Source organism: Minwuia sp. (assembly GCF_048007105.1).
Classification (GTDB): Bacteria; Pseudomonadota; Alphaproteobacteria; order Minwuiales; family Minwuiaceae; genus Minwuia.
Window position 1 is genome coordinate 421,302 of the sequence record NZ_CP180352.1, and the last position, 19,896, is coordinate 441,197.

A 19,896-nucleotide genomic window follows, 5' to 3' on the forward strand; every position below is an offset into this window, starting at 1 on the left:
TGGTCGCTTCAGACGTAGTTCGCAGTCACCGTGCCGAACGGTCCGAAGTCCGCAACGAACGTGTCGCCGGGCTTCGGCTGCAGCATGCCCGTCAGGGTGCCCGAGCTGACCATCTGCCCGGCCTTCATGCCGACGCCGGTCCGTGACAGCTCGTTCGCCAGCCAGGTCACGGGCACGACCGGGTGGTCGATATGCTCGGCTGCCGTGCCGCTGCGGCAGAGCTCGCCGTTCCGGAACAGCTTCACCTCCTGCCCTGCGATATCGGCGTCGCGCCAGTTCTCGATGGCCGGCCCGTAGGCGATGACGCCGCTGCCGGCGCCGTCGGCCAGGATGGCCGGCAGGGGCGGGAAATTGTCGTCATGGACAAAACGGCATTCGGCAAGCTCGAAACCCGGATGGATGCTCTCCACCGCGTCCATCACCTCGTCCGTCGAATAGGGCGCGTCGCGCGGCGGCAGATCCCGGCCCAGCTTCACCTCGAACTCGACCTCGGGGATCGGGCCGTGGCAGTCGGCGTGAACGCGCGTCACCGGCTCGGCCATGACCAGCGGCGCATAGACCCGGCCGTAGATCGGCGCGTCGGTGCGCAGCTGCCGCTGCATTTCCTGCTTGAAGGCGGCGATCTTCCAGCCCGCGACCTCCCAGCCCAACTCTTCCTCAACCATCGCCGCGATGCGGTAGGCCGTCGCCGGATCGGGCGGCACCAACGCGGGGTCGAGGCCGCTCTGAGCGGTGCCGTAGCGCCGGAATCCGGCCAGCAGCCGCGCCAGTTCCTTCTGCTTCGAGATGTCCATGTTCCGCCCTCCCCGCGCAAACGATCAGGATGATTCGCGGGCCATGATACTGGCGCCGAGCCGGCGGAGCGTTGCCTTCACGTCCGGATCGGCGACGCCAGCGACAAGGCGGTCGAGTTCGGCCTGTTCGGCCTCGGTCAACGGGCGCTGTTTCGGCAGCACTCGCTTGGGCCGCGCCCGGACCGGTCCCTGACGCAGCTTCAGCCGGGTCACAGCGCGCCAGCCGAAGAAACGGTTGATCCGCTCCACGATCACCGGCTCCAGATGCTGCACCTCGACCGCCCAGCCGGAGGCGACCAGCATGTGCAGCGTCGCGCCCTCGCCCGCGCTCTCGTCGCGCGGCCATTGCAGGCGTTCGGGGCGGCAGTTGTCGGCCAGCGTCGGGCCGACGATCTCGGGCCAGCGCTGGATCACCTCGACATGGGCGAAGCCGCGCTTGCGCATGATCGGCGAGAGGATACCCGCCGCCTCGGCCCCCGCCGCACGGAAGCCGCCGCCGCGTCTCTTGCCGTTGTCGTCCTTTGCCGCCACGGTGCCGCCCATGCCCACGATCGAAAGAGACCGGATCGTAGCCGATCTGCTGGCCCACTACGACATCCACCGGCGCGTGCTGCCCTGGCGCGCGCTGCCCGGCGAGACGCCCGATCCCTACCGCGTCTGGCTGAGCGAGATCATGCTGCAGCAGACAACGGTCGCCACGGTCGGGCCCTATTTCCGGGCCTTCACCGAGCGTTGGCCGACCGTCGAGGCGCTTGCCGCCGCCGACCAGGACGAGGTCATGCACGCCTGGCAGGGGCTGGGCTACTACAGCCGGGCGCGGAACCTGCTGAAATGCGCAAAGACGGTCGTCGCCGAGCATGGCGGCCGCTTCCCCGAGACCGAGGCCGGGCTGCTGGAGCTGCCGGGCATCGGCCCCTACACCGCCGCCGCCATCGCCGCCATCGCCTTCGACCGCCCCGCCATGCCCGTGGACGGCAATATCGAGCGGGTGACGGCGCGGCTGTTCGCGATCGAGGCCGAGATGCCGGGGTCGAAGCCGGAGCTTCGCCGCCTCGCCGCCACGCTGACGCCGGAGCGGCGGCCCGGCGACTTCGCGCAGGCGCTGATGGATCTGGGCGCAACCATCTGCACGCCCAAATCGCCCGCCTGCACGCGCTGCCCGCTTGGCCCCCATTGCGAGGCCGCGGCGAAGGGCATCGCCGCACAACTGCCCCGCCGGGCGCCGAAGAAGGCGAAGCCGACGCGTCACGCGGTCTTCTTCTGGCTGGTCCGCGACGACGGCGCCGTGCTGTTCCAGCGCCGCCCGGACGAGGGCCTGCTGGGCGGCATGGTGATGCCGCCCTCGACCCCCTGGCGCGAGGAAGGGCCCTGGGACGAGGGCGAGGCATTGTCCCATGTGCCGGCCCACACCGAATGGCGGGAGCTGAACGGCACCGTCCGTCATGGCTTCACCCATTTCCACTTCGACATGACGGTCTGGACGGGTCAGGCTGTCGGCGGCGGCCCGGACGGCGTCTGGGCGCGGCCGGATGAGTTCGGCGCGCTGGCGCTGCCGACGGTGGCCAAGAAGCTCTGCCGCCATGCGCTGGACGGCGGCACGCTGTTGTAGGTGTCGTCCGGGCGGTCGCCCGGAACTCAACCCGTCACCCCCGCTTCATGCGGGGGTCCCGTGCGGCTTCGCCGCGAGTATCCGAATGACCGGATGCCCGCATGAAGCGGGCATGACATGATGTGTCAGGCGGCACGCTGCTCTGAGAGGGGAGAGAAACCGATGACCGATCTGCTGGCGATGAGCGCGAGGATCATCGACGAGGGGGCGCCCGACGGCGCACCGGGGATGATGGACCGGCGGACCCGCGAACTCTCCGAACTTGGCGAAGGCGTGGCGCTGGTCGAGGCCTTCAGCCATGTCGTCGCCTTCGACACCGGCGACGGGCTGGTGCTGTTCGATACCTCGCTGGAAGGTCACGCGCGCCCGATCATCGAGAGCCTGCGCAAGTGGTCGACGGACCCCATCGACACCATCGCCTTCACCCACGGCCATGTCGATCACGTCGGCGGCGCGAAGGCCTTCGTCGATCATTCGGCGGACCGGGGCGACCGCCGCCCGCGCTTCGTCGCCCACAGCAACGTCACCCCGCGCATCGACCGCTACGAGATGACCTCGGGCTACAACAAGATCATCAACTGGCGGCAGTTCGCGCTGAGCCGGGGCAAGCGCATGTCCGACATGGACGACGCCCCCTTCGGTCCCAGCGAGTGGGTCCGCCCCGACACCACCTTCGACGAGCGCATGACCGTCCGCGTCGGCGACGACCGGATCGAGATGCGCCACGACAAGGGCGAGACCGACGACCACCTCTGGGCCTGGCTGCCCGAGCGCAAGGCGATCTGCGCCGGCGACTTCCTGATCTGGATGTTCCCCAATGCCGGCAACCCGCAGAAGGTGCAGCGCTATCCGCTGGAATGGGCGCACGCGCTGCGCCAGATGCAGGCGATGGGCGCGGAGCTGCTGATCCCCGCCCACGGTCTGCCCATCGGGGGCAAGCAGCGGATCTCGGAGGTGCTGGACAACATGGCCCGCGCGCTGGAAGGCCTTGTCGAGGAAACGCTGACCCTGATGAACCAGGGCGCGAAGCTGAACGACATCATCCATTCCGTCCGCGTGCCCGCCGACCTGCTGGAGAAGCCCTATCTGCGGCCCATGTACGACGAGCCGGAATTCGTCGTCCGCAACATCTGGCGGCTCTATGGCGGCTGGCATGACGGCAACCCGGCCAACCTGAAACCGGCGAAGGACGCCGAGCTGGCCGACGAGCTCTGCCGCCTGGCCGGCGGGGCCCCGGCGCTCAGCTTCCGGGCGCGGGAACTTTCCGAGGCCGGACAGCACCGCCTTGCCTGCCACCTGGCCGAGATCGCCGCCCAGGGCGCACCGGATTCGACCGCCGTCCACAAGGCCCGCGCGAAGGTCTATGCCGCCCGCCGCGACGCCGAACTCAGCCTGATGTCGAAGGGCATCTACGGCGCCGCCGCGGCGGAGAGCGTGCAGAAGCTGGAGGACATGACCGACAAGGCGGCGGAATGACCGACCGCCCCCTGCTCGACCCCGAAGGCCCGCGCCGGCTGCTGGCGCATTGCCCGGCCCATGAGGCGACGCCGCTGAGGCAGGCGGCGCTCGGCGGGCAGACGCTCTGGATCAAGGACGAGACCGGCCGCATGGGGCTCGGCGCGTTCAAGGCGCTCGGCGGGGTCTATGCCGTGGCGCAGCTGATCGCCGCCGAAATGGAGACGCCGCCCGCCCCTGCCGACATGACCGCCGACGCAGTGAAGGCCGTGGCCGCCGGCATGACCTTCGTCTGCGCCAGCGCGGGCAATCACGGCATGGCCGTCGCCGCCGGCGCGCGGCTGTTCGGCGCGAACTGCCGCATCCATCTGGCCGAGACGGTGCCGGAGGATTTCGCCCTGCGGTTGCGCGGGAAGGGGGCGGAGGTCGTGCGCTCGGGCGCGGATTACGAGGCCAGCGTGCAGGCCGCCATCGCCGATGCCGAGTTCGAGCGGCGCGATCCATCTCGCCGACGGCTCCTGGCCCGGCTACACCGAACCGCCCCGGCTGGTGATGGAGGGCTACACCGTGATGGCCGAGGAGATGCGGGCCGCGTTCGAGGCCTCGGGCGGCTGGCCCTCGCATGTCTTCCTGCAGGCCGGGGTCGGCGGGCTGGCCGCCGCCATCGCCGCCATGATCCGCCGCAACTGGGCGGTGCAGCCGGAGATCGTCGTGGTCGAACCCGACGCCGCGCCCTGCCTGAAGGCGAGCGTCGAGGCGGGCCGCATCGTCACCGTCGAGGGCCCGGTCTCGGAGATGGGCCGGCTGGACTGCAAGACGCCGTCCATGCTGGCGCTGGATATCCTGACCGACGCCGCCGACCGCTTCGTCACGGTCTCGGAGGCCGAGGCCGCCGCCGCGGTCGACGCCGCCGCAACGCTCGGCATCGCCACCACCCCCTCCGGCGCGGCGGGCCTCGCCGGCCTGATGCAGGAGACCGCCCCGCCGCCGAACCCGCTGGTGATTATTTCGGAGGGTCGGGTGGAGGGCGGGTGACCCGCGCATGACCTTCATCGATCCCGTGCCGGAACTGCAGACGGTTCATCCCCCTGCCACCATGCCGGAACCCGGCAAGCGCCCAGAAGCGCAGGTTATTCGGAACAATGCTTGGCCAGCATCATCCATTTGTCGCGAATAGCAAACATACCAATCTCGACCTACAATCCGGCGAGCTACCAATGGTAATAATGCGGACAAAACTGCCACTAGCGCGGTCTCTGTCAATGGCCGCTTCCCGCCCTGAAGCAACACTTGAACTTACTTGGATTGTCTTTTTGGGTCGGTTGAGGGATGTGAATTTGGCATTCTTCCCGCGAATAATGAAGGAGCTTCAAAAGCGATGACCCCCAATATTACTGCTCAAGAACGAATTTCTGGCGCGATTCGGGATTGGATACAAAAATTGCAAGAGTATCCTGGTTGGCGAGAATGGAAGCGTTCACAAATCGTCTACACGCTCTATTTTGACGACGAATTCATACCTCTCGAAAAAAACTCTGAAGAGTTCAAGTTTTCACCTGAAATTGAGATGGAGCACGCAGTTGTGACTTCGTACATGGAGCTTTTAAGCACTGTCAATGCGCTACGTGATGTCGAATGGTATTTTCGACGCTACCCATTTTCCCGCGCACCTGTTTCGCGCGAAAGTCATTTAAGATACTGCTGCGAAATGTATTTTGGACGGTTCTATCAATTTCGAGAGCGGCTAAAAAACCTCTCTAAGGCGGTCAATAGCGCAAATTCCGATCATGGATTGGATTTTGGCAAGTTTATCAAGATTTTCGACAAGGAATTCGATCAAGAAATTAGAGCAAGGCATGGCGTTCATCACCGTGAGGCGTTCGATGAAGTGGCAATTTCTAGAATCGCACTGCTCGAACTCACGGATACTTCCGACGACCGTGAACTGCGCAAGCGAGACTATCAATCTCACTATCGCAAATCAGCAAATGAATGGGCTTCAAGAACGAGGCACCGTTCCCATACTTTAGATAAGTTCGTCGAAGCCGTGGCGGACGCCTTGTTAAGTGCCTGTCCCTTCCTGAATGTTGCAAGAGATTAGCAGGCGTTAAGGCTCTTCAGAACGGGCGAACCTAACGGCAGCAACTTTGCTAAGTCAGCTTTCCACGCGCATAGCCGACGTTTGCGCAACGCTCAGCATCCGACACTTTGGGCTCATAGCTGCCATTCACATGTTCCGAGAAACCTTCATTTCTCGGATACGCGACCTAGCTACCTTGACCCCTTCGCCCGCCCTCCCCACCATCGACGGGGAACAGGGGGAGACGCATCAATGCCGACATACACGCGCGGGGACGCGAAGATTCATTACGAGGTGCATGGCGAGGGCTTTCCTGTGCTGGCGCTGGCGCCGGGCGGGATGCGGTCGGCTATCGATTTCTGGCCGCGCATGGTCTGGGACCCGATGGCGCGGCTGGCCGGGGACTTCCAGGTCGTGGTCATGGACCAGCGCAATGCGGGGCAGTCGGTCGCGCCGGTCAGCGCCTCGGACGGCTGGGCCGATTACTGCGCCGACCAGCTCGGCCTGATGGACCATCTGGGGCACGAGCGCTTCCACGTCGTCGGCATGTGCATCGGCGGCAGCTTCATCATGGAGATCGCGAAGACCGCGCCCGAGCGCATGGCCGCGGCCGTGGCGCTGCAGCCCATCGGCTATGACGGCGACCGGCAGCTCTTCCTCGACATGTTCGACAGCTGGGCCGCCGACGTGAAACCCGATCACCCGGAAGCGAGCGACGCCGATTTCGACGCCTTCAACCAGAACCTCTTCGGCAGCGGCGAGTTCACCTTCAATGTCGGCGAGGATTTCGCGGCGCAGTGCCAGACGCCGATCCTGGTGATGATGGGCAACGACGCCCACCACCCGCAGGCGACCTCACGGCGCATGGCCGAACTGGCGCCCAACGCCCGCCTGATCGAGAACTGGAAGGAGCCCGAACACATCGAGGCCGCCAGCGCCGAGATCGAGGCCTTCCTGAAGGGGCACAGCTGACAATGGCGGCGCCCTCCACCGTCATGCCCGACTCCGATCCGGCATCCGGACAATCATCAGCCTTGCGGCGAAGCCGCTCCGGACCCCGGCTCGGTGCCTGTCCCCGACTTGATCGGGACGCCGGGGTAACGTGATAGCGCCAGACCTTCCACCGCGGAGCCGCCGCAACGCAGCAAGAGTACTCGTCGCCGCTGGCCCTTCAGACGCCGCACCACACGCCGGGGAGAGAAATCATGCAGCACGTCCGGTTCATCCTTCACGCGGCCGCCATGGCCGCCGCGCTCCTCGCCGCCGCAGCCGCTTCGGCCGACGCGCCGCGGACCGCCGTCCTGACCGCCTTCGCGCCGGAATACGAAGCCATCCGGGCGCGGATGTCGGATGTCGAGGTGGTGACGGAACGCGGCGCGGAATACCTGACCGGCACTCTGGGCGGGCGGGCCGTGATCGTCGGGCAGACCGGCATCTCCATGGTCAACGCGGCGATGAACACGCAGCTGCTGATCGACCTGCACGCGCCGAAATCCATCGTCGTCTCCGGTATCGCGGGCGGCGTCGATCCGGCGCTCAAGGTCGGCGATGTGACGGTCCCCGCGCAGTGGAGCCAGTATCTGGACTCGGCCTTCGCGCGGAAGGGCGCCGACGGCGAATGGCACCTGCCGCCCTTCCTGAGCCGGGACGTGCCGAACTACGGCATGATCTTCCCGCAGGGGATCGCGGTCTGGCGCGGCGATCTGGGCGAGACGAAGACCTACTGGTTCGATGCCGACCCCGCGATGCTGGCCGCCGCGCGGTCGGCCGCCGCCTCGGTCGACCTGCGCCGCTGCGGCGATGACGGCAACTGCCTGGAGGCCGCGCCGTCGCTGAAGATCGGCGGGCGCGGGGTCTCGGGTTCCGTCTTCGTCGACAATGCGGACTTCCGGGATTACGTGCAGCAGACCTTCCAGGCCGACGCGCTGGACATGGAATCCGCGGCCGTCGCCATGGTCGCCATGGCCAACGGGACGCCCTTCGTCGCCGTCCGCAGCCTCTCCGATCTGGCGGGCGGGGAGCCGGACATGAACGCCATCGGCGTCTTCTTCGCCATCGCCGCCGAAAACGCTGCCCGCACCGTCGAGGCCCTGGTCCGCAACCTGCCGCCGGACCGTTGAAGGGCCGCTAGAGCAGCCCCTCTTCCGTCAGCCGGGCGGTCAGCGTGGCCAGCTGCAGCGTGATCTGCGGCACCGCCACCGATTCCCCGAAGCGTCCCTTGGTCATGGGTCCGATGGCGATCAGCGCCGGGTTGGCCGATCCGTCCGGAGCCAGCGTCTCGTAGCGGTCGTTCACCGCCAGCCCGACGCCGCTCGGGTCGCCCGCGAGCAGGCCGGACTGCATGGCTTCGCGCAGGAAACCGATCCCGGAACGGGCGGGATCGGGATTCGGCCCCGTGCAGTTGATGACCCGGTCATAGACTGCTTTCCGCACTTCGGCCTGTCCGCGGTCCTGTAGCGTCACCGTGAGGCCCTGTTCGCCGGCTGCGGCATCGACGATGCGCGCGGCGGAGACGGTCAGCGACCCGTCGTCGAGGCGGGTCCGGACAATGCGGTTGATCTGCGGCGCGACCCGGAAGCGGTGGCAGTCGTACCAGGGCTTCAGATGCCGGAAGAACCTCCGCTTCTCCTCGACCGGCAGGTGCGGCCAGATGTGCCGCGCGGCGTCGCGGATGGAATCGAAGCCCTCGCGCCAGCCGACGCCGCGGGCGGCGTCCTCGCGCATATCGGCACGAATCCAGCGCAGCACCTCCAGCACGCTCGACGGGCGGCCGTGCTTCTCGACAAGCGCCGGGACAGGCGCGGCGATGCGGCGGAGCAGTTCGGCGACGCCCGGAAACTCGCCCTGCTGACGCGGCAGAAGTCCGCGCCGGGAGACGGAGTCGATCCGGCCGGTGTGACCGCGCAGGGTCAGCGAGGCGATCATGTCGACGGCCGTCAGCCCGCTGCCGACCAGCAGCACCCGCTCACCCGGGCCGATGGCATCCAGAGTACCCGGCCCCCACGGGTCTGCGGCATAGCCCGAATGCCGGCGGAACGCCTCCGACAGCACCGGCAGGCTGGCCGGCCGCTCGTTGCCGCAGGCGAGAATGACCAGATCGGCCTCCATCGCGCCTCCCTTGCCGAGTTGGACGCGGTATCCGCTGCCCGCTGGCACCAGCGCCGAGACGCCGTCGCAGTAATGCCGGATCGCCGACAGCGACCTGTTCTCCTTCTGCGCCTCGGCGAAGGCCGCCGCCATGAAGCGGCCGAAGGCCTGGCGCTGCGCGAAGAACTCGCCCTCGTCGGTGACGCCGTCCGGGTCGGCGGCGCGGGTCCCGCTTTCGTCCAGCCAGCGGGCGAACTTCCCGATGTCCTCGCGGTCGACGACCATCAGGCTGTCCTCGACGTTCAGGCGGACCGCCGGGTCGCTCACGTCATAGGCCGTGCCGCAGCCGGCCCGCGCGCGCGGCTCGACCACCGTGATCTCGAGCGGCGCGGTGGCGCTGTTGGCGAGGCGGATGGCGGCCGCGGCGCCGGAATAGCCGCCGCCGGCGATGACGATGCGACGGGGCATCAGGGACTCCAGAATTTGGGCCGGGCGGCCCGGAAGGGAGCGCATCTTCCGACAGACACTCGCCCCAATGCAATGCGGGGCAGCCTTGCGCCGTCAATCCGGCAGTTCGCGCCAGTCGCCGGTCGGCACGGCTGGCGGATCGGCGGACCATATGCCGGCCCTGCCCACCGCGTCGCGCAGCCGGTTGCGGAACCAGAGGTTGACCGCGTCCTGATCGGCGCCCGCATGCCAGTAGAGACAGGTGTCGTGAGCCGGCGTCTCGATCGGGAACGGCAGCAGCACGTTACCGAAATGGACGTTCAGGGTCCGCGCATGGCTCTGCGGCATGGTCAGCATCAGGTCGGTCCGCCCCACCGCGGCGCAGGCGCCCCAGTAGTTCTGGCACCGCATCCGGACCCGCCGGCGCAGATTGCGGCGGGAGAGCTCGTACTCCTCGGCGCTGAGCCCGCGGCTGCGGGAGGAGACGACGATGTGTTCCTGCGCCAGATAGGTCTCGAGATCCAGAGGTGCGCCGGCGGCGGGATGCCCGGCCCGCACCACCACCGACATCCACTCCCGGCCCAGCCTTTCGCGCCGTACCGCGTCGGTCAGCGGCAGCGGCACGTCAACGGCGAGATCGATCCGGCCGGCACTCAGTTCGCGCTCGATGTCGCGCCGGTCGATGCGCACGACGATCAGGTCGATCCCTGGCGCATGCACCGCCAGATCCTCCATCAGTTCCGGCAGCACGGCGGCCTGCATCGCATCCCGCATCGCCAGGGTGATCCGCCGTGTGGCGGTGCCGGGGTCGAAGGCCTCGGGCACGCCCAGCGCCGCCTCGAACCCGTCCAGCGAGGCGCGCACCTGTTCGATGATGCGGCGCGCCAGCGGCGTCGGCGACATGACGTGACCGTTGCGCTGGAACAACGGGTCTCCGAACAGATCGCGGAGCCGCGCCAGCGCATGGGACACGGCCGGCTGCGACAGGTTCAGCCGCCGGCTGGCTGCCGTGACGCCGCCCTCGGCGTAGATCGCCTCCATGACGACGAACAGGTTGAGATCGATGCGGGATAAATTCATTAGATGAATACAATATCATCCTATCAATGCATTTGTCACATGGTCTTGGTGCCCGCATTTTTCGCGGCAGAACAGTCTGCTGCGAAAGGATGCGGATCATGGATTTCGAACACACGCTGAAAGTGGTGGCGCTGATGGAGCGGCTGCAGGGCTTCATGGCCGCCGAGGTGGAGCCCGCGAGCGAGCGCTACCGCGCCGAGGTCGAGACCGGCGAGCGGTTCAAGACGATCCCCGTGATGGAGGAACTGAAGGCGAAGGCCAAGGCCCAGGGTCTCTGGAACCTGTTCCTGCCGGGCGAGGCCGGGGCCGGCCTGACCAACATGGAATATGCGCCGCTCTGCGAGATCATGGGGCGCATCGGCTGGGCGCCGGAGGTCTTCAACTGCTCCGCGCCCGATACCGGCAACATGGAGACGCTGGAGAAATACGGCACCGAGGCCCAGAAGCGGGCATGGCTGGAACCGCTGCTTGCCGGCGACATCCGGTCCTGCTTCGCCATGACCGAACCCGCCGTCGCCTCGTCGGATGCGACCAATATCGAGTGCCGGATCGAGCGGCAGGGCGACAACTACGTGATCAACGGCCGCAAGTGGTGGTCGACCGGCGCGACGGACCCGCGCTGCAAGTTGTTCATCGTCATGGGCAAGACCGACCCGGATCACGCCGAGCGGCACCGTCAGCAGTCGATGATCCTGGTGCCGCGGGACACGCCCGGTGTCCGCATCGTCCGCTGGCTGCCGGTCTTCGGCTATGACGACGCCCCGCACGGCCATGCCGAGGTCGCGTTCGAGAACGTCACCGTGCCGGCCGACAACATCCTTCTGGGCGAGGGCCGCGGTTTCGAGATCGCCCAGGGCCGCCTCGGCCCGGGCCGCATCCATCATTGCATGCGGGCCATCGGCCAGGCGGAGGTCGCGCTGGAGAACATGTGCCGCCGCGTGAAGTCCCGCGTCGCCTTCGGCCGCCCGCTGGCCGAGCAGTCGGTGACGCTGGAGCGGATCGCGGAATCGCGCATCGCCATCGATCAGGCGCGCCTGCTGGTGCTGAAGGCGGCCGACCGCATGGACAAGGTCGGCAACAAGGCTGCTGCCGCCGAGATCGCCATGATCAAGGTCGCCGCGCCGAACATGCTGCAGCGGGTGATCGACTATTCGATCCAGGCCCATGGCGGCGCCGGCATGACCGACGATTTCGGCCATGGCCAGGCGGCGGCAAACGCGCGGGCGATGCGCATCTTCGACGGTCCCGACGAGGTGCACCGCAACCAGATCGGGCGGCTGGAACTGAGAAAGTACGGCTGAGCGGTCAGCCTTTCGGCGGACGGACGGCGAAGATGGAGAACTGGCCCTGCGCCGTGGCGGCCAGTTTCTCCCCGTTCCAGATCTCGGATTCCAGCGCCGCGATGGTGCGGCCCTTGTTTCTGACGAAAGTGCGGCAGGTAACCGTGCCGCCGCCGACCGGGCGGAAATAGTTGATGGCGCAGGTCACCGTGGCGCAGGCCTGCCCCTCTTCCAGCAGGCTGTAGAGCGCCGCACCCATGCCGGTATCCGCCAGCGCATAGAGCACTGCGCCATGGGCGACGCCATGCGGGTTCATGTGCTCCGGCCGGATCTTCAGCGTCAGCGTGCTCTCGCCGGCGTCACGCCCGGTGACCTCGAAGCCGATCAGTTCGGCGTAGGGATGCCGCACCTGTTTCCTCCCGCTCGCCCCTCATTGCCGCGGCAGCCTGCGTCAAATGCCGGAGAAGGCCAAGTCCGTCGCAACAGCGACGCCAGCGAACCGCTCAGGCGGCGCGGGCGTAGACAAGGCCATGACTGCGTTCAGCAACACCATCGTCATCGGCGCCACGGGCGGCATCGGGTCGGCCATGGCCGAAGTACTTGAGGATCGGGGCGCGGCCGTGACACGTCTCGCCCGCTCGACGGATCCAGCCATCGACGTGACCGACGAAGCCGCCATCGAGGCGGCGGCGGAGGCGGTGCGCGATGGCGGCCCCTACGACCTGATTTTCGTCGCGACCGGGGCACTCGCGCCGGACGACAGGGGGCCGGAGAAGGCGCTCAGCCAGCTCCATCCGCAACGGCTGTCCGATCTGATCGCGCTCAACGCCATCGGTCCGGCGCTGGTCGCCAAGCACTTCCACGGCCTGCTGCCTCGCGACGACAGAGGCGTCCTCGCCGCGCTGTCCGCACGTGTCGGGTCCATCGGCGACAACGGGCTGGGCGGCTGGTACGGCTACCGCGCATCGAAGGCGGCGCTGAACCAGTTCTGGCGCGGCGCGGCGATCGAGATCGGCCGCAAGCGGAAACAGACCGTGGTGCTCGCGCTGCATCCGGGCACGGTCGAGACCCGGCTCTCCGCCGGCTTCACGGACGGACGCGACACCTTCACGCCGGAACAGTGCACGTTGAAGCTGCTGGACGTCATGGAAGCCGCCACCCCGGAGATGAGCGGCGGCTTCTTCGACCATGCGGGGAAGACGATCCCCTGGTAGGCGCTACTGCCGCCCGAGCAGGCGCAGGCGCAGGGCGTTCAGCTTGATGAAGCCTTCCGCGTCGCGCTGATCGTAGGCGCCGGCGTCGTCCTCGAAGGTGACGATGGCCTCGTCGTAGAGGCTGTTGGGCGAGCGGCGGCCGGTGATCATGACATTGCCCTTGTAGAGCTTCAGCCGGACCTCGCCATTGACCCGCTCCGAGGCCTTGTCGATGGCGGCCTGCAGCATCTCCCGCTCCGGGCTGAACCAGAAGCCGTTGTAGAGCAGTTCCGCGTAGCGCGGCATCAACTCGTCCTTCTGGTGCATCGCACCGCGGTCAAGGGTGATCAACTCCATCGCCCGGCGGGCATGGAACAGCACCGTGCCGCCCGGCGTCTCGTAAACGCCGCGCGACTTCATGCCGATGAAGCGGTTCTCGACGATGTCGAGGATGCCGATGCCGTTCTCGCCGCCGAGGCGGTTCAGTTCGGTCAGCATCTCGGCGGCCTTCATGCGCTTGCCGTCGATGGCCACCGGGTCGCCCTTCTCGAAGGCGATGGTGATCTCGGTCGGCGTGTCGGGCGCGGCCTCCGGCTTCACGATCCGGGTCAGGATCAGGTCCAGATCGGCCTCCTGCCACGGGTCCTCGAGGATGTTTCCTTCCGAAGAGATGTGCAGCAGGTTGGCGTCCTGGCTGAACGGGGCCTCGCCGCGCTTGTCGCGGGGGATCGGAATCTGGTGCTGCTCGGCGAATTCGATCAGCCGGGTCCGGCTGGTCAGGTCCCACTCGCGCCAGGGGCTGATGACATGGATGTCCGGCTTCAGCGCGTAGTAGCCGAGCTCGAAGCGGACCTGATCGTTGCCCTTGCCGGTCGCGCCATGGGCGACGGCGTCGGCGCCCACTTCCTTCGCAATCTCGATCTGGCGCTTGGCGATCAGCGGCCGCGCGATCGAGGTGCCCAGCAGATAGGTGCCCTCGTAGATCGCGTTGGCGCGGAACATCGGGAAGACGTAGTCGCGGACGAATTCCTCGCGCAGGTCGTCGATGTAGATCTGCTTCACGCCCAGCAGTTCGGCCTTGGCGCGGGCCGGCTCCAGCTCCTCGCCCTGTCCCAGGTCGGCGGTGAAGGTGACGACCTCGCACTCATAGGTCGTCTGCAGCCATTTCAGGATGACGGACGTGTCCAGGCCGCCGGAAAAGGCCAGCACGACCTTGTTGATCTTGTCTTTCGCCATGTCGCGATCCCTTCGATAGGTTCGAGCCCGTCGCGTATCGCCGCCGGGCGGAGCCGTCAAGCGGCGCACGTTGCCGCGAGTCCCTTCCGTGCCGATTGATGGCGCCGCGGGGCGCGCCTATCGTCGGTCCATGAACCATGGGGATCGCGACGGGGCAGCGGCCGGCCTGGAGGTCCGCGGCCTCACGTCAGGCGTCGTGCGCGGCTGCTCCTTCTCGCTGCCGCCCGGCACGGGGATCGCGCTATCCGGCCCGTCCGGCAGCGGCAAGACCAGCCTGTTCCGGGCGCTGGCCGACCTCGACCCGAACGAGGGCGACGTGACCCTCGATGGACAGAGCCGCGAGAGCATGAAGCCCGGCGACTGGCGGCGGCGCGTCGCCTACGTCCCGGCCGAGCCTGCCTGGTGGCTGCCGCATGCGGGCGATCATCTGGACGAGGCCGGCCGCGCCGGGGCCGGCAGGCTGGGACTGGACGCGAAGCTGTTCCGCAAGCCCTCGAACACGCTGTCGACGGGTGAACGCCAGCGGCTGGCCATGGCGATGACCTTTGCCCGCGAACCGCAGGTGCTGCTGCTCGACGAACCGACCTCGGCGCTGGACGAGGAGAACCGCGACCGGGTCGAGGCCCTGATCCGCGAGCGGCTGGACCGGGGCGCCAGCGTGCTGATGACCAGCCACGATCCGAAGCAGATCGAACGGCTCGGCTTCCCGGTCATGCGGATCGCCGAAGGGCGCATAACGCCGCCGGATGCGACGCCATGACCATCGATCCCGCCAACTGGGAGGTCGCGCTTGCGGCGGTCTTCCTGATCGCCAACGCCGTGCTGTCGCTGCTGCTGGACCTCGGATTCGTGCGTCAGATGTCGATCGCCGCCATCCGCATGGTCATCCAGCTCTCGCTTGTCGGTCTTGTTCTGGAGGTGCTGATCACCAGCCAGTCGCCGGGCCTGACCGCGCTGGCCGCGACGGTGATGGTCGCGGTGGCGGGCTACGAGATCATGTCCCGCCAGGAACATGCGATCCGCGGCATCTGGGGCTATGGGCTGGGCGCAGGGACCATGCTTTTCGGCGCGGCGCTGGTGATGATGTTTGCGCTGAATGTCGTCATCCGGCAGGACCCCTGGTACGACCCGCGCTACGCCATCCCGATGTTCGGCATGATGCTGGGCAATGCGATGACCGGCATCGCCGTCGGCCTGAACGCGCTGTCGAACGACCTGCTGACCCGCCGTGCCGCCATCGAGGCGCATCTGCTGACCGGTGCGACCCGCTGGCAGGCGCTGGCCGCGACGCTGCGCCGGTCCGCCAATGCCGGGCTGATCCCGATCATCAACGCCATGGCCGCGACCGGCGTCGTTTCCCTGCCCGGCATGATGACGGGGCAGATCCTGGCCGGCGCCGACCCCTCGCAGGCCGTCCGCTACCAGTTGCTGGTCATGTTCCTGATCAGCGGCGCCACCGGCATCGGCCTCGTCATCGCACTGATGGGCGCGGCGCTTCGGCTGACGGACAGCCGCCACCGCATCCGCCTGGACCGATTGAAGCGCGGGGACTGAAGGTTTAAGCCTTTCGGCCAACGCCTGTTCAGGGAGACACAGCCATAGCCCCTCCGGACCGTCACGGCCGGCGCCTCAGACTGGGTGCCCTGTTCGGCCTGATCAACCGGGCATCGCTGGGGATTCTGAACATCGCCGTCGCCATGGTGCTGACGCGGCTGCTGAGCCCGGCGGATTTCGGCTTCTACACCGTCTTCGCCCAGATCGTCGCCGTCGGCGCCATGATCCAGAGCTTCGGGATGCAGACCGGCGTTACCAAGCTGGCCGGCATCGCCGGCGGTGCGGGGGCATGGGACCGGGCGCGCGCGATCCTGAAGGCGACGGCGCTGATCTTCGTCCTGGTCGCGCTGGTGATGGCGGCGGTCTTCTTCGGGCTCTGGTCCTGGATGGAAGCCGATCTGTTCCGCCGCGAACTGGGCTGGCTGATGGCGGGGCTGATCCTGCTGATCGTCTTCACCCGCTCGGCCGAGGAAATCGCCTCGGCCTTCCTGCGCGGCGTCGGACGCATCAGGGCCGGCGCGTTGCTGCTCAGCGCGCCGCGCGAGGGCCTCGCCTTCGCCGCGCTGTTCGGCGCCCTGCTCGCCGGGATCAATACGGGGCCCTGGGCGGTGGTCGAGATCTACGCCGCGGCCTCGGCCTTCATGGCGCTGGTCGCAATGGCGATCTGCCTGCGCTTCGTGCGGAACAATGCCGGCGGACCGCCGGACACCGAGGATTTCGGACCAAAGCATCTCGCCATCCTGTCTGCGCCGATGCTGCTGCATTCGTCCGGCGCGCTGGTGCTGAAGGCGACCGATGTCTGGGTCCTGTCGGCCTACCGCGAGGCCACGGAAGTCGCGCTCTACGGCGCGGCGATGCGGGTGACCAACCTGGTCATCTTTGCACTGTCGGTGATCAATCTGGCGCTGCCGCAGCTGCTCGCCGCACTGCACGCCGAGGGCCGGCTGGCCGATTTCGAACGCATGGCGCGCACCGCGGCGACCTGGTCGACCGTCGTCTCGGTGCCGGTCTTCATCCTGATCCTTCTGTTCGCCGAGCCGCTGCTGGACCTGCTGTTCGGCGCGCCCTATGGCGAGGCCGCGCTGATCCTGATCATCCTCGCCGCCGGGCAGACCGTCAGCGCCGTGGTCGGCAGTCCGGGCATGATGCTGCAGATGACCGGGCACCAGAACCTGATGAGCGCGCTGACCATCGGTGCCGTCGTGATCAATGTCGTCGCCAATATCCTGGTGGTGGAGGACCACGGGGCGACAGGCGTGGCGATGGTCACCGCGCTGACCATCACCGGCCGCATGGCGCTGCACACGCTGCTGGCCTGGCGCCTGACGGGCGCGTTGTCGCTGCCGGACCCGCGGACGCTGACGCCGCGCGCTTTGATGGCTATGCTCCGCCGCCGATGAGGGACCCCGTCACGAACGAGAAGATCGACAGCTTCCCGCTGCCGCTCGGCGAGCGGCAGATCGTGTTCCTGATGTACGAGAACCGCTCGGGCTCGACCTTCCTTGCCAGCCGGCTGGACCTGCACGAGGAAGTCGCCGTCACCATCGAGACCGAGGCCTTTGCCGATCTGCTGGAGACCGGGCCGGAAATCCGGGAGGAAGCCGATATCGACCGCGTGGTCGACACCTTCTTCGGCGACGACAAGTTCGCTCGGTGGAACATCGACCGGAAGACGCTGCGTTTCGGACTGGAGGTGCTCACCCGCCCGGCGAAGTTCGAGATGATCCTGCGCAAGGTCCTCGACCTGCATTTCGACGGGCTGGATGTGCCCTACTACCTGGTCAAGGGCACGCGGCTGACCCATCACATCGCGCGGCTGCGCCGGGAGATCCCCTCGGCGAAGTATCTCCACATCATCCGCGACCCGCGGGGCGTCTTCGGCAGCCAGAAGCAGTCGATCGGCAGCTACACCGCCCGCGCGATGAACGAGGACCCCTATGACGCCGCGAAGCGCTGGGCGGCGAATGCCGGGCGCGTCGACCGTGTGGCCGGTGACGATCTGATGGAAGTCCGCTACGAGGACCTGATTACCGACCACGACGCCACCATGCAGTCGATCCGGGACTTCGTCAGGCGCAAGGATCTGCCGCCGCTGACCGATCCGGGTGAACTCGACGGCGAAGCCTATCTCTCGAAGATCCCCGAGGATCAGCGCCACCTGCACCAGAACCTGCTGAAGAAGCCGCGAGCCGACCGTATCGAGGCGTGGCGCGAGGAACTCTCGGATATCGAGATCGCGCTGACCCAGCAGGGCGCCGGCGACATGCTGGAGAAGAAGGGATATGCCGCCGACCGTGAAGCGGTCCGCCGGGCCGGGCGGATGGCCGTCGCGATGGCGCGGGCCGGGCTGGCTTTGCGCACCGCCGGCCGCCGGCTGGGCAACGTGGTACGCTACGCACGCTCGGGCAAGCTGTTCTGGCGGATCCGCGTCGTGCTCTATCGATGGCGCGCCTAGGTTCTGAACCCATAAAGGGGATTCTGTTTCGGTTCTTTGGGTGATTCACTCTGGTGGGTGAATCGCAGGAGGTCCGGAATGGCGCGCTTTGATCTGACCGATTTCGAATGGGAGCTGATCGAGCCGCTGCTCCCGAACAAGCCGCGGGGCGTTCCCCGGGTGGATGACCGCAGGGTTCTCAACGGCATTTTCTGGGTGCTGCGCACCGGCTCGCCCTGGCGCGACCTGCCGGAGCGCTATGGCCCGCACACCACGGTCTACAACCGCTTCAACCGCTGGGCGAAGGCGGGCGTCTGGGTGCGGGTCTTCGAAGCGCTGGCCAGGAAATCGCCGGATTCGATGCAGTTCATCGACAGCTCCATCATCCGCGCCCACCAGCACGCCGCCTCCGGCAAAAAGGGGGCGCGGATCACGCCATTGGCCGTTCTCGTGGAGGACTGAGCACCAAGATCAACGCCATGGTCGACGAGCGCGGCCTGCCGGTCGCGCTGGTGCTCAGCCCGGGCCAGGCCTCCGACAAGGCGGCTGTTGCGGAACTCCTTGCCGCCCATCCGGCGACGGGCGACGTGGTGGCCGACCGGGGCTATGACGCCCGGGCCGTGCTGGACCTGATCGCGGCGCAGGGCGGTCGCGGCCACATTCCCACCCAGCGCGACCGCAAGGTCCAGCGCAGCGTCGATCCGGCGCTCTACCGCCGACGCAATGTCGTCGAGCGCTTCTTCAACAAACTCAAACACTTCCGGAAGATCGCAACACGCTACGAGAAATCCGCCCGAAACTACCTCGCAGCCGTCCTCATCGCTTCAACCCGAATATGGCTGCGCGCTTATGAGTCCGCGTCCTAGGCCGAAAGAGGCTTTGACAGGCAGGGGCGGCCTTGGCTATTCACCCGCCTTCGACGTTCTCCCGACCCGGGACACATTTTCTGCGGAGCCAGATGGTCATGGCCAAACCCGAATGGGGCACCAAGCACACCTGCACCAGTTGCGGGATCAAGTTCTACGACATGGGCAAGTCTGAGCTCATCTGCCCGAAATGCGGCGAGGAGAACGAGCCCGTTGTCGTCTTCAAGCAGCGCCGTCCGACGCCGGACGAGAAGGTGAAGAAGGCCGCGCCGAAGAAGAAGGAGGAGAAGGAGGACGAAGTCGACGACGATGACGACGACGTGCTCCTCGACGATGACGACGACGATGATGCGCTGCTCGCCGACGACGATGACGACGATGATGATGATGACGACGACACCGGCACGCCCGACGTCGACGAGGACGACGATGACGAGCCCATGGACCTCTCCGAGGGCGACGCCGAGATCCTCGACAAGCGGAAGGCCGGCGCGGAAGACGACGACGATGATGATGACGACAGCAACGACGATGATGACGAAGACGACGACGAGGACGACGACAAGTAGTTTCGCGGCGCTCTGAATTGCGGACTTGCAATCGTCCGGAGGCTTGAATACAAACCGCCTCCGCAGCCGGACGGGCGGCCCAACGCCCCGTTCAGAAGTCCGGCGTCATCGCACAAGGTGACGGGGCCATAGCTCAGTTGGGAGAGCGCTTGAATGGCATTCAAGAGGTCGGCGGTTCGATTCCGCCTGGCTCCACCACCTTCCCCGGACGT

General features: G+C 67.2%; 20 protein-coding genes, 1 tRNA gene and 1 pseudogene. 16 read left to right on the plus strand and 6 right to left on the minus strand.

Features of this window, described 5'->3' with window-relative positions:
- Window positions 1-8: 8 nt before the first annotated feature.
- Window positions 9-794, minus strand: coding sequence for a 2-keto-4-pentenoate hydratase (locus ACMVY4_RS02005; protein WP_416898536.1), 786 nt, complete (start codon window positions 792-794; stop codon window positions 9-11).
- Between the two features lie 24 nt (window positions 795-818).
- Window positions 819-1,337, minus strand: coding sequence for a DUF721 domain-containing protein (locus ACMVY4_RS02010; protein WP_416898537.1), 519 nt, complete (start codon window positions 1,335-1,337; stop codon window positions 819-821).
- Between ACMVY4_RS02010 and mutY the strand changes: the two genes are divergently transcribed.
- The 7 genes and pseudogenes from mutY (at window position 1,336) to ACMVY4_RS02045 (ending at window position 8,058) form a co-directional block, all read left to right on the plus strand.
- Window positions 1,336-2,403, plus strand: coding sequence for an A/G-specific adenine glycosylase (gene mutY, locus ACMVY4_RS02015; RefSeq protein ID WP_416898538.1), 1,068 nt, complete (start codon window positions 1,336-1,338; stop codon window positions 2,401-2,403). The genes ACMVY4_RS02010 and mutY overlap by 2 nt on opposite strands.
- Before the next feature lie 162 nt (window positions 2,404-2,565).
- Window positions 2,566-3,879, plus strand: coding sequence for an alkyl sulfatase dimerization domain-containing protein (locus tag ACMVY4_RS02020; protein WP_416898539.1), 1,314 nt, complete (start codon window positions 2,566-2,568; stop codon window positions 3,877-3,879).
- Window positions 3,876-4,274: pseudogene (locus ACMVY4_RS02025) on the plus strand (pyridoxal-phosphate dependent enzyme); the annotation flags it as partial. The gene ACMVY4_RS02020 and the pseudogene ACMVY4_RS02025, both read left to right, overlap by 4 nt.
- A 61-nt stretch (window positions 4,275-4,335) precedes the next feature.
- Entirely contained in the window at window positions 4,336-4,893 is a 558-nt protein-coding gene (locus ACMVY4_RS02030) for a pyridoxal-phosphate dependent enzyme (RefSeq protein ID WP_416898540.1), read from the plus strand.
- Between the two features lie 343 nt (window positions 4,894-5,236).
- Window positions 5,237-5,959, plus strand: a complete 723-nt coding sequence (locus tag ACMVY4_RS02035; protein ID WP_416898541.1) for a hypothetical protein — start codon at window positions 5,237-5,239, stop codon at window positions 5,957-5,959.
- Window positions 5,960-6,190: 231 nt separating this feature from the next.
- Complete coding sequence (locus ACMVY4_RS02040) at window positions 6,191-6,910, plus strand: alpha/beta fold hydrolase (protein WP_416898542.1); 720 nt, start codon at window positions 6,191-6,193, stop codon at window positions 6,908-6,910.
- Window positions 6,911-7,143: 233 nt separating this feature from the next.
- Window positions 7,144-8,058: a phosphorylase gene (locus ACMVY4_RS02045; protein WP_416898543.1), complete on the plus strand. Its 915-nt coding sequence runs from the start codon at window positions 7,144-7,146 to the stop codon at window positions 8,056-8,058.
- Window positions 8,059-8,065: 7 nt separating this feature from the next.
- Here the strand turns inward: ACMVY4_RS02045 and ACMVY4_RS02050 are convergent, their stop codons facing one another.
- Complete coding sequence (locus ACMVY4_RS02050) at window positions 8,066-9,493, minus strand: FAD/NAD(P)-binding protein (RefSeq protein ID WP_416898544.1); 1,428 nt, start codon at window positions 9,491-9,493, stop codon at window positions 8,066-8,068.
- 93 nt (window positions 9,494-9,586) lie between these two features.
- Window positions 9,587-10,552 carry a LysR family transcriptional regulator gene (locus tag ACMVY4_RS02055; RefSeq protein ID WP_416898545.1) on the minus strand — a complete coding sequence of 322 codons (966 nt, stop codon included), beginning with the start codon at window positions 10,550-10,552 and terminating at the stop codon, window positions 9,587-9,589.
- Between the two features lie 98 nt (window positions 10,553-10,650).
- Here ACMVY4_RS02055 and ACMVY4_RS02060 point away from each other — a divergent pair, with 98 nt between their 5' ends.
- Window positions 10,651-11,853 carry an acyl-CoA dehydrogenase family protein gene (locus ACMVY4_RS02060; RefSeq protein ID WP_416898546.1) on the plus strand — a complete coding sequence of 401 codons (1,203 nt, stop codon included), beginning with the start codon at window positions 10,651-10,653 and terminating at the stop codon, window positions 11,851-11,853.
- A 4-nt stretch (window positions 11,854-11,857) separates the two neighbouring features.
- On the opposite strand, the gene ACMVY4_RS02065 is transcribed toward ACMVY4_RS02060, so the two are convergent.
- A complete protein-coding gene (locus ACMVY4_RS02065; protein WP_416898547.1) occupies window positions 11,858-12,241 on the minus strand; it encodes a PaaI family thioesterase in 384 nt (127 codons plus the stop codon).
- A 121-nt stretch (window positions 12,242-12,362) separates the two neighbouring features.
- On the opposite strand from ACMVY4_RS02065, the gene ACMVY4_RS02070 reads away from it, so the two are divergent.
- A complete protein-coding gene (locus ACMVY4_RS02070; protein WP_416898548.1) occupies window positions 12,363-13,046 on the plus strand; it encodes an SDR family NAD(P)-dependent oxidoreductase in 684 nt (227 codons plus the stop codon).
- A gap of 3 nt (window positions 13,047-13,049) precedes the next feature.
- Here the strand turns inward: ACMVY4_RS02070 and ACMVY4_RS02075 are convergent, their stop codons facing one another.
- Window positions 13,050-14,261: an argininosuccinate synthase gene (locus ACMVY4_RS02075; RefSeq protein ID WP_416898549.1), complete on the minus strand. Its 1,212-nt coding sequence runs from the start codon at window positions 14,259-14,261 to the stop codon at window positions 13,050-13,052.
- Window positions 14,262-14,349: 88 nt separating this feature from the next.
- Between ACMVY4_RS02075 and ACMVY4_RS02080 the strand changes: the two genes are divergently transcribed.
- The 7 genes from ACMVY4_RS02080 (at window position 14,350) to ACMVY4_RS02110 (ending at window position 19,882) form a co-directional block, all read left to right on the plus strand.
- Window positions 14,350-15,021 (plus strand): ABC transporter ATP-binding protein, encoded by a 672-nt coding sequence (locus ACMVY4_RS02080; protein WP_416898550.1) that lies wholly within the window; start codon window positions 14,350-14,352, stop codon window positions 15,019-15,021.
- On the plus strand, window positions 15,018-15,815 hold the full coding sequence (locus ACMVY4_RS02085) for an ABC transporter permease (RefSeq protein WP_416898551.1): 798 nt from the start codon (window positions 15,018-15,020) through the stop codon (window positions 15,813-15,815). Before ACMVY4_RS02080 ends, ACMVY4_RS02085 begins: the two co-directional genes overlap by 4 nt.
- Window positions 15,816-15,946: 131 nt before the next feature.
- Window positions 15,947-17,215, plus strand: coding sequence for a lipopolysaccharide biosynthesis protein (locus ACMVY4_RS02090; protein WP_416900238.1), 1,269 nt, complete (start codon window positions 15,947-15,949; stop codon window positions 17,213-17,215).
- Window positions 17,212-18,270 carry a sulfotransferase family protein gene (locus ACMVY4_RS02095; RefSeq protein ID WP_416898552.1) on the plus strand — a complete coding sequence of 353 codons (1,059 nt, stop codon included), beginning with the start codon at window positions 17,212-17,214 and terminating at the stop codon, window positions 18,268-18,270. Before ACMVY4_RS02090 ends, ACMVY4_RS02095 begins: the two co-directional genes overlap by 4 nt.
- Window positions 18,271-18,348: 78 nt before the next feature.
- Window positions 18,349-19,115 (plus strand): IS5 family transposase gene (locus ACMVY4_RS02100; RefSeq protein WP_416898553.1). Its coding sequence is split into 2 segments (ribosomal slippage): window positions 18,349-18,673 and window positions 18,673-19,115, totalling 768 coding nucleotides; the frame shifts between segments, so codons are not numbered across the junction.
- A 98-nt stretch (window positions 19,116-19,213) separates the two neighbouring features.
- The gene (locus ACMVY4_RS02105; protein WP_416898554.1) at window positions 19,214-19,684 is read left to right on the plus strand and encodes a TIGR02300 family protein; all 471 of its coding nucleotides are present in this window, start codon (window positions 19,214-19,216) and stop codon (window positions 19,682-19,684) included.
- A 122-nt stretch (window positions 19,685-19,806) separates the two neighbouring features.
- A tRNA-Ala gene (locus ACMVY4_RS02110) sits at window positions 19,807-19,882 on the plus strand.
- Window positions 19,883-19,896: the final 14 nt, after the last annotated feature.